This is a genomic window from Actinoplanes sp. NPDC051343, from assembly GCF_044455125.1.
Taxonomy (GTDB): Bacteria; Actinomycetota; Actinomycetes; order Mycobacteriales; family Micromonosporaceae; genus Actinoplanes.
The window spans coordinates 209,321-221,353 of sequence record NZ_JBITEL010000014.1; the positions used below are offsets into that span (position 1 = coordinate 209,321).

11 protein-coding genes and 1 pseudogene are annotated in these 12,033 nt (G+C 70.7%); 11 read left to right on the top strand and 1 reads right to left on the bottom strand.

Annotated elements, in window-relative coordinates; all coding sequences use genetic code 11:
• Positions 1-2 precede the first annotated feature (2 nt).
• The 5 genes and pseudogenes from ACIA5C_RS37965 to ACIA5C_RS37985 all read left to right on the top strand — a co-directional run bounded on the left by ACIA5C_RS37965 (position 3) and on the right by ACIA5C_RS37985 (position 4,702).
• Positions 3-1,592, top strand: coding sequence for a carboxylesterase/lipase family protein (locus tag ACIA5C_RS37965; RefSeq protein WP_396063903.1), 1,590 nt, complete (start codon positions 3-5; stop codon positions 1,590-1,592).
• Positions 1,593-1,658: 66 nt separating this feature from the next.
• Positions 1,659-2,243, top strand: coding sequence for a TetR/AcrR family transcriptional regulator (locus tag ACIA5C_RS37970; RefSeq protein WP_396063905.1), 585 nt, complete (start codon positions 1,659-1,661; stop codon positions 2,241-2,243).
• Positions 2,244-2,286: 43 nt separating this feature from the next.
• Positions 2,287-3,381 carry a glycosyltransferase gene (locus ACIA5C_RS37975; protein WP_396063907.1) on the top strand — a complete coding sequence of 365 codons (1,095 nt, stop codon included), beginning with the start codon at positions 2,287-2,289 and terminating at the stop codon, positions 3,379-3,381.
• A pseudogene (locus ACIA5C_RS37980) lies at positions 3,329-4,200 on the top strand (IS5 family transposase). The gene ACIA5C_RS37975 and the pseudogene ACIA5C_RS37980 overlap by 53 nt, the downstream one beginning before the upstream one ends.
• A gap of 28 nt (positions 4,201-4,228) precedes the next feature.
• Positions 4,229-4,702, top strand: a complete 474-nt coding sequence (locus ACIA5C_RS37985) for an NUDIX domain-containing protein (protein ID WP_396063909.1) — start codon at positions 4,229-4,231, stop codon at positions 4,700-4,702.
• On the opposite strand, the gene ACIA5C_RS37990 is transcribed toward ACIA5C_RS37985, so the two are convergent.
• The gene (locus ACIA5C_RS37990) at positions 4,687-5,154 is read right to left on the bottom strand and encodes a MarR family winged helix-turn-helix transcriptional regulator (protein ID WP_396063911.1); all 468 of its coding nucleotides are present in this window, start codon (positions 5,152-5,154) and stop codon (positions 4,687-4,689) included. The genes ACIA5C_RS37985 and ACIA5C_RS37990 overlap by 16 nt on opposite strands.
• Positions 5,155-5,244: 90 nt before the next feature.
• On the opposite strand from ACIA5C_RS37990, the gene ACIA5C_RS37995 reads away from it, so the two are divergent.
• Genes ACIA5C_RS37995 through ACIA5C_RS38020 form a run of 6 tightly spaced genes read left to right on the top strand, consistent with a single transcriptional unit; the run spans position 5,245 to position 11,994 of the window.
• Complete coding sequence (locus tag ACIA5C_RS37995) at positions 5,245-6,147, top strand: SDR family NAD(P)-dependent oxidoreductase (protein WP_396063914.1); 903 nt, start codon at positions 5,245-5,247, stop codon at positions 6,145-6,147.
• 1 nt (position 6,148) lies between these two features.
• Positions 6,149-7,030 (top strand): amidohydrolase family protein, encoded by an 882-nt coding sequence (locus ACIA5C_RS38000; protein ID WP_396063916.1) that lies wholly within the window; start codon positions 6,149-6,151, stop codon positions 7,028-7,030.
• Positions 7,027-7,482 (top strand): MaoC family dehydratase, encoded by a 456-nt coding sequence (locus tag ACIA5C_RS38005; RefSeq protein WP_396063919.1) that lies wholly within the window; start codon positions 7,027-7,029, stop codon positions 7,480-7,482. Before ACIA5C_RS38000 ends, ACIA5C_RS38005 begins: the two co-directional genes overlap by 4 nt.
• The gene (locus ACIA5C_RS38010) at positions 7,482-9,011 is read left to right on the top strand and encodes a long-chain fatty acid--CoA ligase (RefSeq protein WP_396063921.1); all 1,530 of its coding nucleotides are present in this window, start codon (positions 7,482-7,484) and stop codon (positions 9,009-9,011) included. The genes ACIA5C_RS38005 and ACIA5C_RS38010 overlap by 1 nt, the downstream gene beginning before the upstream one ends.
• Positions 9,004-10,344, top strand: a complete 1,341-nt coding sequence (locus tag ACIA5C_RS38015) for a hypothetical protein (protein WP_396063923.1) — start codon at positions 9,004-9,006, stop codon at positions 10,342-10,344. Before ACIA5C_RS38010 ends, ACIA5C_RS38015 begins: the two co-directional genes overlap by 8 nt.
• Before the next feature lie 12 nt (positions 10,345-10,356).
• Positions 10,357-11,994: an MFS transporter gene (locus ACIA5C_RS38020; protein WP_396063925.1), complete on the top strand. Its 1,638-nt coding sequence runs from the start codon at positions 10,357-10,359 to the stop codon at positions 11,992-11,994.
• The last annotated feature ends 39 nt before the right edge of the window (positions 11,995-12,033 follow it).

Sequence of the window (12,033 nt, forward strand, 5' to 3'; positions counted from 1 at the left end):
TCATGATCACTCGCAGAGCGTTGGTCGGTGGATCGTTGTCCGCGGCCGCCGCCACCCTTCTTCCCGAGGCCGCACACGGCTCCGGGCGCAGAGACGAAGCCGCCACCCGCTACGGCCGGGTGCGTGGCCGCCGCGAGGACGGCATCGTCAAGTTCCTCGGCGTGCCCTACGCGACGCCGCCGCTGGGCCGGCTCCGGTTCCGGGCCCCGAAGCCGCCGAAGTGCTGGCGCGGTGTCCGCGACACGGTGGACTTCCCCAACCCGGCGTTCCAGGCGGCCGGTGGCGAGATGGGCCCGACCGGCAACGGCCGGATGCCGGCGCCCTCGGAGGACTGCCTCTACCTCAACATCTGGACCCCGGCCGCCGACCACGAGCGCCGGCCGGTGATGTTCTACAACCACGGCGGCGGCTACATGATCGGCTCCGGCTCGGCAACCGGACAGGACGGCACCCACCTGGCCCAGCTCCACGACGTGGTGGTGGTCGAGTCCAACCACCGCCTCGGCCTGCTCGGCTACCTGTTCCTCGGCGACCTCGCACACGGCGACTACGCCGCCAACACCGGCATGCTGGACATCCTCGCCGCGCTGCGCTGGACCAGCGAGAACATCGAGAACTTTGGCGGCGACCCGGACAACATCATGGTCTGGGGCGAGAGCGGCGGCGGCGCCAAGACCGGGGCGGTCTACACGATGCCGGCCGCCGCACGCCTGTTCCACAAGGCCTCCATCGAGAGCGCCGCGCCGCTGCGCCTGGCCACCCGCGAAGGCGCCACCGCCCGCGCCGAGCGCACGCTCGGCCTGCTCGGCCTGACCACCGCCGACATCCCCAAGCTGTACGACATCCCGGCCGCGAGACTGCTCGAGGTCCAGCAGTCCGAGGCCGCGAACGGCGAGGCGCCCTGGGGAGACCCCGGCGCTCTTCCCGGCTTCGGCGCCTTCGTCGACGGCCGTGTCATCCCCCGGCAACCCTTCGCCGACGGCGCCGCGCCGTTCTCGGCCCACAAGCCGTTGATGGTCGGCACCTGCCGCGACGAGACCGTGTTCTTCAGCCTCTTCGGGCCGCCCGACATCTTCAACATCGACGAAGCCGGCCTGCGCAGCGCACTGGGCGGCACCTATCAGGGCGCCGAACTCGACCGGATCATCAGCACGTTCCACCGGTCGCGGCCCGACGCGACCCCGGCCCAGCTGTACTTCGCGATCACCACCTCACCCATCCGGCGCGACGCGATCAAGATTGCCGAGGCCAAGGCGGCGCAGCACGCCGCGCCGGTGTTCATGTACCAGCTCGCCTACCCCGACCCCACCTTGGTGCCAGGTACCAACTTCCCGATCGGCTCCCCGCACGCCTCCGACATCCCCCTCAAGTTCGCCAACGTCGGCCCGGACGAGCGGCCTGGCAAACGGGCGACCGCCCGGCACATGAGCGCACTGTGGGCCGGCTTCGCCCGCTACGGCCGCCCCACCGCACCGCACGTGCCGCAGTGGCCCGCGTACACGCCGAAGAAGCGCGCGACGATGTGGCTCGACGCCCAGTGCCGGATCGTCAACGATCCGGACAGGCCAGAAAGGCTGTTCTGGTCGAGCTGATGCCGCGCCCAATTTCGTGTTAGTAGGCATTGACCTCAAACTTGCTGGTCGCCTACTGTCTTGGAGGTGAGTGCTCCTCGGCCGTACACCATGCGAGCTCGGGCCGAGGCCAAGGCAGCGACACGGCTGCGGATACTGCGGGCGGTCCTCGGGTTGAGCGAGGAGAAGATGACGATCGAGATCACGCTCGATGAGGTCGCCCGGCGGGCCGGCGTGACTGTGCAGACGGTCCTGCGGCATTTCGGCAGCCGCGACGGCTTGCTCGACGAGGCGGTCAAGCTGGCCTCCGCCGAGGTCGAGCAGGAACGTCGCGTCAGGCCCGGCGACGTTGCCGGCGCTGTCGAGGCGGTCGTCGCTCATTACGAGAAGCGTGGTGATTACGTGTTGCGGCTGCTCGGTCAGGAACACGACCCGCGCATCGCCGCCGTGACCACGCCGGGCAAGCAGTTGCACCGGCGCTGGGTTCACGACTGCTTCCGGCCGCAACTGCAGGCCCGTCCGGCCCGCGACCGTGAGGCGCTGACCGATCTGCTGGTGGTCGCCACCGACTTGTACACGTGGAAGCTGCTCCGACGCGATCGTGGCCTCGATCCGCCGACCGTCCGGGCCCGCATGCGCTGCCTGATCACCGCAATCCTTGCCGGCGGATGAACCCGGAACTGAACCTCAGACGACCAAGGCAAGGAGGTAGCTCATGGACGCGCTGTTCGTCACGGTCGACGGAGGCGGCAACCTTCCACCCGCGCTCGGGATCGCCCGCGAGATCGTGCGACGAGGTGGCACCGCGCGTTTCCTGGGCCACGAACCTCAGCGGCCACTGATCGAGCAGGCCGGGTTCGGCTTCACGCCGGTCCGGGACGGCCGTCCCTACGACGCGGCGGCCCCGCGTGGAACGGTGTCGGGCCTGCGTGAGCTCACCGCAGTCTTCGCCGATCGCGGCATCGGCGCGGACGCGCTGCGGCTGGCCCGCGCCGAACCCACCGACGTGGTGATCGTGGACTGTCTCCTGCTCGCTGCGCTCGACACCCTTGTCCGCGCCGGGCTCCCGACCGTTTCGCTCGTGCACACCCTGTGGAGCTTCTTCGAGGGCGAGGCGCGCGGCCCGGTCGGTGCCCTGCTGCGCCTACGGGGCCTGCGGATGAAGCCCGTGCTGCGATCACCGGCATTGAGCCTGGTCACCGTGCGCGCCGACTTCGAGCCGCCGGCGCCGCCCGGGGTCCGGCATGTCGGCCCGGTCTGGCAGGACCCGCCCGCTCCGGCCGTACCGGCTGCCGGAGCGCCACGAGTGCTGGTCAGCCTGAGCACGACCCGCTTCCCCGGCCAGGACAGGACGCTGCAGAACATCCTCGACGCGATGGGCGAGCTCGAAGCCGAGGTGATCGTCACGACGGGTCCCACGATCGACCCGGCCACCCTGCGTGCGCCGGGAAACGCTGTCGTCCTGCGCCATCGCGATCACGGCGAAGTCCTGCCGACGACCTCTCTGGTGATCGGCCACGGCGGTCACTCGACCACCGCAAGGGCGCTCGCTTACGGCATCCCCCTACTGATCCTGCCGATGCATCCGCTCATGGACCAGGCCGCGATCGGCCGCGCAGTCGAACGTCACGGCGCCGGCCGGATGCTGCCCAGATCGGCACGCGCCGACGCCATCCGCGCCGCAGCACACGAACTGCTCGGCAACGGCCCGCAGCGCACCGCCGCCGCCCGGCTGGGCGCCGACATCAGACAACACGATGGCGCTGTCACCGCCGTCGACCTACTCGAACTTGGAGCCGTTGTTGCCTGAGCAGGGCAAACGGGGCGGTAGGTGGCGTGATCACCGGCAGGTGATCAACGGGATCTGCTGGGTGAAACGCACTGGATCACCGTGGGCGGACATGCCTGAGCGGTACGGGCCGTATCAAACGGCGTACGACCGGTTCTGCCGCTGGCGTGACGACGGCACCTGGGCCCGGCTCAAAGCAGCGGTCATCGCGCTGGCCGAAGCCGAGCAAGACATCGACTGCAACGCGCAGGCCGACTCAACGATCGTGCGGGCCCACCAACACGCGGCCGGGGCTCGTAAAGGGGGCTGGATGCCAAAACCTCGCAGGCACGTCAAGGTCTGGGTCGCTCCCGCGGGGGACTGACCACGAAGGTGCACACTATGGCCGACGGCCGGGGCCGGTCGCTCGCCACGCGGGTCACTGCTGGTCAGGCTTCTGACACCCGGCAACTGATCGCCTTGCTGGACCAGGTCGCCGTGGCCCGGCCCGGCGGCGTGGGCCGGCCGCGCAAGCGCCCGGACTCGGTGACCGCCGATAAGGCGTACTCCGGCAAGGCGAACCGGGCCGCGCTATGCGCCCGCAAGATGGTGGCCGTGATCCCCGAGCGCAGTGACCAGAAAGCCAACCGGGCCAACAAGAAAGCAGCCGGTGGACGCCCGCCGGACTTCGACGCCGAGCGCTACCGCGACCGCAACAACGTCGAACGAGGCTTCAACCGGCGAAAGCACTGGCGTGGCCTGGCGACCCGATACGACAAGCGAATCGACTCCTACCAGGCCACCCTCGACCTCGCCGAAACCCTTGACTGGCTGCGCGCTACCCGCGACCACACACCATGATCCGTCAGTTACGCCCTAACCTGACCCGGTGACCGAGGACTTCACCGCCACGCTGCCGCGCAAGCGGATGGGGGCCGGCGCGCTGCTGACCGACGATCGGGGACGGCTACTGCTGGTCGAGCCGACCTACAAGCCGTACTTCGAGATTCCGGGCGGCGCGGTGGAGGCTGATGAGTCGCCGCACACGGCGGTCGTACGGGAGCTCGAGGAGGAGCTCGGCCTGTCCGTGCAGCCAGGCCGGATGCTGGTGGTCGATTGGGTGCCGCCGCGGCCGGACCGCTCGGAGGGTCTGATGATGGTGTTCGACGGCGGGATCCTGACGCCCGCCGAGACGGAGCGCATCCGGTTGCCGGCCGACGAACTGCGCAGCTGGGCCTGGTGTAGCGAGCGGCAAGCCGGTGAACTGCTCTCGGAACTGCTGGCCCGGCGCGTCAGCGCGGCGGTTCGGGCGCGTGCCGAGGGCACGATGGTCTATCTGGACAACGGCTACTTCGTGGCCTGACCGCGGTGCTCGGCCGGGGGCGCTGTGCGGGCTTCCGGTTCGGTGAGGGCATGCCAGGCCGATGTCAGCGCCCCGCGAAGCTGGGTCGCGTCCAGGCCGCCGGTCATCTGGTCCTCCAGGTGGCGGACCGGCTCGGCGAGTTCGGCCAGCAGCGCGATTCCGTTGCCGGTGAGGTAGATCAGGAGTTCGCGCCGGTTGTCCGGGTTGCGTTCGCGGCGGATCAGGTCGCGTCCTTCCAGGGCCGAGACCATGTCGGCCATGGCCTGTGCGGTGACGAAGGAGTTGCGGGCCAGCTGGGCCGTCGACAGGCCGTCGTGCCGTTCGAGCACGGTCAGGGCCGTGTATTGCAGTGCCGTGATTCCGGCCGGGCGGACCAGGTCAGTCAGTCGTGCGCGGACCGAGAGCTCCAACTGTTTGACGAGGTAGAGCAGGGAAGGAGCAGTCGCAGTCATCGGCACCATCGTAGGCCATTGACAGGAAACCTGTTCGACATCAAGCTGAGCATCAACAGGTTTCCTGTCCTTCTTGGCTGTGAGGTGTTCATGGATCTCGATGGCAAGGTCGCCGTCGTCACCGGCAGCGGGCGGGGGCTCGGCCTGGCGTACGCCAAGGCCCTGGCCGCCTCCGGCGCCGCCGTGGTGGTCAACGACGTGGACGGTGACGCGGTCGAGGCCGCGGTCGGTGCGATCACGTCGGCCGGCGGCCGCGCGACCGGCGTGACCGCTCCGGTCGGTGACACCGAGACGGCCGAGGCTCTGGTACAGACCGCGGTCCGCGAGTTCGGGCGGCTCGATGTGCTGATCACCAACGCCGGCATCCTGCGCGATCGGGTGCTGTGGAAGATGACCGACGAGGACTTCGACGCGGTCATCCGGGTGCACCTGCGCGGCACGTTCACCTGCGCTCGTGCGGCCGCGGTACGGATGCGCGAGCAGGGCGAGGGCGGCCGGATCATCCTGGTCTCGTCGCCGGCCGGGCAGCGGGGCAACTTCGGGCAGACCAACTATGCGGCCGCCAAGGCGGGCATCGCGGCGATGGCCCGCACCTGGGCGCTGGAACTGGCCCGGGGCGGCATCACCGTCAACGCCGTCGTCCCGGTCGCGGCGACCGAGATGACCAGGACCATCCCGGCCTTCGCGCCGCTGATCGAGGAGTCCGAGCGCACCGGAAAGCCGCTGCCCGCCTGGGTTCGGCGCGACGAGGGCCTGGGCACGGTCGACGACGTCACCGGACTGATCACGTTCCTCGCCTCCGACGCCTCCAAGGACATCACCGGCCAGGCGATCGGCATCGGCGGCGACCGGCTCGCCCTCTGGGCCCATCCCCAGGAGAAGGCGGTCGCCTTCGCCGACGGCGGGTGGAGCGCCTCGTCGATCGGTGCGGCGCCGATTTTCGGTGAGCTCGAGACGTACGGCATCCCCGCCCCGAAGGCACCGGAGGTGTGAGATGAACGTCGACGCTCTCACCGCCATCGACGTGCACACGCACGCCGAGATCAGCCGGGACGGCCACGGTTCGCTCAGCCCGGAACTGTTCGGGGCGTCCGAGGCGTACTTCAAGGCCCAGGGCCACCGGCAGCCGACCATCGACGAGACCGCCGACTACTACCGGGAGCGCCGGATGGCGGCGGTGGTCTTCACGGTTGACGCCGAGCACGCCACCGGCTGGCCGCGGATCGCCAACGAGGAGGTCGCCGAGAGCTGCGCGGCCCATCCCGACGTGCTGATCCCGTTCGCCAGCGTCGATCCGCACAAGGGCCGGGCCGGCGTGCGCGAGGCCCGGCGCCTGGTTACCGAGTACGGCGTGCGCGGCTTCAAGTTCCACCCCAGCATCCAGGGGTTCGCGCCCGACGAGCGGATGGCCTATCCGCTGTACGAGGCGATCGAGGAGCTCGGCGTGCCGGCGCTGTTCCACACCGGACAGACCGGGATCGGCGCCGGCGTACCGGGCGGAGGCGGCATCCGGCTGAAGTACTCCAACCCGATGCTGGTCGACGACGTGGCCGTCGACTTCCCGGAGTTACGCATCATCCTGGCCCACCCGTCGTTCCCGTGGCAGGACGAGGCTCTCGCCGTCGCCACCCATAAGCCGTACGTCCACATCGACCTGTCCGGCTGGTCGCCGAAGTACTTCCCGCCTCAACTGGTGCGTTACGCCAACTCGCTGCTGCAGGACAAGGTGCTGTTCGGTTCCGACTACCCGGTCATCACCCCGGACCGCTGGCTGGCCGACTTCGAGAAACTCGAGATCAAGCCGGCGGTCCGCCCCAAGATCCTCAAGGAGAACGCCGCCCGCCTGCTGGGCCTGGTCAAGGAGAACGCCTCATGATGACCGTCAACGGGCTCGACGAGATCAAGGCGCTGGCCGGGCGCGACCTCGGCCGCAGCGACTGGCTGGAGATCACCCAGGAGCGGGTGAACACCTTCGCCGACGCCACCGGCGACCACCAGTGGATCCACGTGGACGTCGAGCGGGCCGCGACCGGGCCGTTCGGCGCCACGATCGCCCACGGCTATCTCACCCTGTCGCTGGTCATCCCGCTGTTCACCGAACTGCTCGAGATCACCGGCACCACGATGAGCGTCAACTACGGCCTCGAGAAGGTGCGGTTCCCCCACCCGGTGCGGGTCGGCTCGAAGATCCGGCTCGCCGCCGTCGTGGCCGAGGTGACCGAGGTCGCCGGCAACGGCGTCCAGATGGTCCTCGACTTCACGGTCGAGATCGATGGCCGGCCCAAGCCGGCCTGCGTCGCGCGTCCCGTCTACCGCCACTACGCGTGATGCCCGCGCTCGGCGTGCACAACCGGGGGCTGGGGTCGTGGCCCGCCCGGCGAGCGGCGATGTCCCCGGACCGGCCGGCCCTGCTGTTCGGCGACGAGGTCACCACGTACGCCCAATTGCTGGACCGGATCGCCCGGCTGGCCTCGCAACTGTCGTCGCGGGGCGTCCGCCCCGGCGACCGCGTCGCCTACCTGGGGCCGAATCACCCGGCGTTCGTGGAGACGATGTTCGCCGCCCACCTGCTCGGCGCGGTGTTCGTGCCGCTCAACTTCCGCCTCGCCGGGCCCGAGGTCGACTACATGCTGCGGCACAGCGGCGCGACCGCGCTCGTGCACGCGCCGGGCAGCACCTTCTCGGAGCGGCCCGATGCGGTTGTCGAGGTCGGCGACGCGTACGAGAACTGGCTGGAAGCCGCCGGCGAGCCGGCGGCGATCGACGTGCCGGTGGACCCGGACGACGTGGCTCTGATTCTCTACACCTCGGGCACCACCGGGCGGCCGAAGGGCGCCACGCTGACCCACGCCAACGTGGTCTGGAACTGCTTCAACCTGCTGGTCGGCGTCGACGTGGCGAGCGACGAGGTAACCCTGATCGGCGCGCCGCTGTTCCACGTGGCCGCCCTCAACCAGTGCCTGCTGCCGACCTTCCTCAAGGGCGGCCGCAGCGTCATCATGCCGTCGTGGGACGTCGAGTCGGCGCTCGACCTGATCGCCCGGCACCGGATCACCTGGATGTTCGGCGTCTCGGCGATGTTCGCCGGCCTGGCCCGGTCGCCGCGCTGGCCCGGCGCCGACCTGTCGTCGGTGCGCAGCGTGATGTCCGGGGGCGCGTCGGTGCCCGAGGCGCTGATCGCGGCCTACCAGGCACGCGGTCTGACGTTCTGCCAGGGCTACGGCATGACCGAGACGGCGCCCGGGGCCACCTTCCTCGAGGCGCGGGAGAGCGTCGAGCACATCGGATCGGCCGGTCTGCCGGTCTTCTTCGCCGACGTCCGTTGCGTGCGCCCGGATCTGACCGACACCGAGATCGGCGAACCCGGGGAGGTGCTGGTGCGCGGCCCGAACGTCACCCCGGGCTACTGGAACGATCCGCAGGCCACCCGGGATGCCTTCACCGACGGCGGCTGGTTCCGTTCCGGCGACATCGCCCGCTTCGACGCCGGCGGCCACCTCCACGTCGTCGACCGGGTCAAGGACATGTACATCTCCGGCGGCGAGAACGTCTATCCGGCCGAGGTCGAGGCGGTCCTCTTCGAGCACCCGTCGGTTGCCGAGGCCGCGGTGGTCGGCGTGCCCGATCCGACGTGGGGCGAGGTCGGCCGGGCGTTCGTCGTCCCGCTGCCCGGCGCCGCGCTGCAGGCGGACTCGGTGCGGGACTTCCTCACCCCGCGCCTGGCGAAATACAAGCTACCGGTCTATGTGGACGTCGTCACGGCGCTCCCGCGGACCGGCTCGGGCAAGGTGCGCAAGGCCGACCTGCGCAGCCGCCCGTTCCCACCTGACTTTTCGGAAGGGAGTTCCCATGCGTAAGACGGCAATGCTCGCCGCGGCGGCTTGCGCCGCCGCGGTCATCGCAGCACCGGCCGGTCCGGCCCTCGCGGCCTCCGGCAGCTTCACCGGTACGCTCCCCGACGGCGCTACCTGGGTCGCCGACGTGCCGTCCCACTGGAACCACACCCTCATCCTCTACAGCCACGGCTACGGCCCGCTCACCGCGCAGGACGCGCCCGACGCCGCCACCAAGGGGCAGTTGCTCGCCGGCGGGTACGCCCTGGTCGGATCCTCCTACTCCGGCCCGTCCTGGTGGGCGACGGCGTCCGCGGTCGGCGACCAGTTCTCCTCGCTGGCCGCCGCCACCCGCATCACCGGCGCCCCGCGTCGCACGATCGCCTGGGGCACCTCGATGGGCGGCCTGGTCAGCGCCCTAGAATCGGAGAACCCGCGGCACCTGATCGACGGCACCCTCACCACCTGCGGCCTGGTCGCCGGCGCCCTCAACCTCAACGACTACCAGCTCTACGGCGAGTACGCCCTCGCCCACCTGCTCGCGCCCGCCCAGGCCATCAAACTGGTCCGCTACGCCGACGCGACCGAGGCCGGCGCCGCCGCGACACAGCTGTCCACCGTGGTGTCGGGTGCCCAGGGGTCGGCGGCCGGTCGCGCCCGCATCGCCCTCGGCGCGGTGCTGCTCAACGAGCCCGGCTGGTTCACCGGGGCGACCGCGCCCGCCCCGCGGGACTACGCCGGCCAGGAAGCCCAGCAGGAGCAGGAGATCGCCACGTTCCTGCTGCCGTTCATCATGAGCGGCCGCCAGCAGATCGAGCTCGCGGCCGGGGGTAACAGCTCGGCCACCCGGGGCGTCGACTTCAGCGCGGTTCTGCGCTCGAGCGCCCACGCCGGCGAGGTCCGCGCCCTCTACCGGGACGCCGGGGTCAGCCTCGACGCCGACCTGCGCAAGCTCACCCGCGACGCGGACATCACCGCCGACCGGCGCGCGATCGCCACCCTGGCCCGCACGTCGATGGTGACCGGCCGGTTGGGCGTTCCCGAGCTCGACATTCATACGATCGCCGACCAGCTGGTGCCGGTCGAGCAGGAGAACTGGTACGGCAAGCAGGTCCGGCGCCGGGGGAGCGGGCCGCTGCTGCGTCAGGCGTACGTGAACACCACCGGGCACTGCGCCTTCCAGCCGGCCGAGACGATCGCCGCGTTGCACGCCGTCGAGCACCGGCTCGACACCGGCCGCTGGGGCGACACGTCGCCGCAGGCGCTGAACGCGGCCGCGGCCGTGCTGGGCGGCACCGGCCGCTACCTACGGTACGACCCGCCGCGCCTCGTCGGCGGCCTCGGTGAACCACGCTGAACCGGAGGCATCATGACCACCGTCGCCCCTCCCTCGACCGGCTCCCGGGCCGCCGTCCACACCGCTTTCCTGACGCCCGGCACCCGCATCGCCACCGCCCTTGCCGTCCTCCTCGCGCAGGTCGGGCTCGCCATCCCGGCCGTACTCAACGGCCTGTTCCAGGAGGACCTGCACACCACGTCGGCCCAGCTCACCTGGATCTCCGACGCGTTCCTGGTCCCGGTGACCCTGCTCGAGCTGACCTTCGGCGTGCTCGGCGACCTGTTCGGCCGTAAACGCCTGCTCATCGGCGGCAGCCTGCTGATGGCCGTCGGCGAGGCGCTCAGCGTGCTCACCCCGGCCGCCGGAGCTTCCAACACTGGCGCGGTCAGCCTGCTCTGGACCGGGCAGGCCCTGACCGGCATCGGCGCGGCCGTGCTGTTCCCGACCAGCCTGGCGATGGTCGCCGCGGGCACCCACACCGTCCGCGACCGCGCCCGCGGCATCGCCATCTGGGCCGCCGCCCTGTCCTCCGGCGGGTTCGTCTCGCCGCTGCTCGGCGGCCTGGTCACCAAGCTGCACTGGGGCGGCAGCGAGACCGCGGTCTGGCGCTGGGCGTTCGTCGCCGTCGGCATCCTCGCCCTGATCAGCGCCGGCGTGGCGGTACTCGCGCAGAACTCGTCCGCACCCGAGGGCCGATCGCTGGACTTCGGCGGCCAGATCACCATCGCGGTCTCGCTGTTCGCCCTGCTCTTCGCCGTCATCCAAGGCTCGACCTGGGGCTGGTCCAACGGCTGGGTGATCGGCGGCTTCATCGCCGCGGTGATCTTCTTCGCCCTGTTCATCACCGCCGAACGCCGGTCCGGCGCCCCGCTGCTACGCCTGGAGCTGTTCGCCAGCCGCGCCTTCTCGATCAACTCGATCATCACCGTGATCGGCATGTTCGCGTTCCTCGGTACGGCCTACACCACCAGCATCCGCCTCGCCGCCATCCAGGGCTTCTCCCCGATGAAGACCGCGATCGCGTTCGTGCTCCTGCAGGGCTTCGCGCTGGTACTGATGCCGCTGACCGCCAAGGTGATCCACTCCTACAACCCGCGCTGGGCACTGACCGGCGGCTTCCTGCTGATCGGCGCCGGCGACCTGTGGCTCGCCACCCGCCCCGCCGCCGACCTGTCGATCTGGCCGATCGTCGGGCCGCTCGTGCTGGTCGGTATCGGGTTCGCGTTCGCGCTGTCCGGCGTCACCGCGGTCGCCGTCAACACGGTGCCCGGCCACCTCGCCGGCATGGCCTCCGGCACCACCAGCCAGCTGCGCGACTTCGGCTTCACCCTCGGCCCGGCCGTGATCGGCGCGATCGCGCTGAGCCGGGCCGCCACCGACGTGCAGAACCACATCGCCGCCAGCCCGGCGGTGCAGTCGGCGTTGGCGGCGTTCGACAAGTCGGCACCCCCGGCGGTGGTCGGGGCGGTACATTCCGGCCCGCTGGGGGCCAACGCCATTCCGGGGAACCCGCTCAAGGCGCTCGCTTTCGCGGCCCTGGACCACGCGTACGCCCTGGGTTACGTGGTGTGCGGCGTAGCCGCCCTGATCGCCGCCGGGCTGGCGGCGGCCGGCCTGAGCGGAACCGGCCAGCGCCCGCTGGTGACCGAGGAGTCACTGGCCGACTGACGACGTATGCATACCAGGGTGACCGCGGGCAGCGCGGCG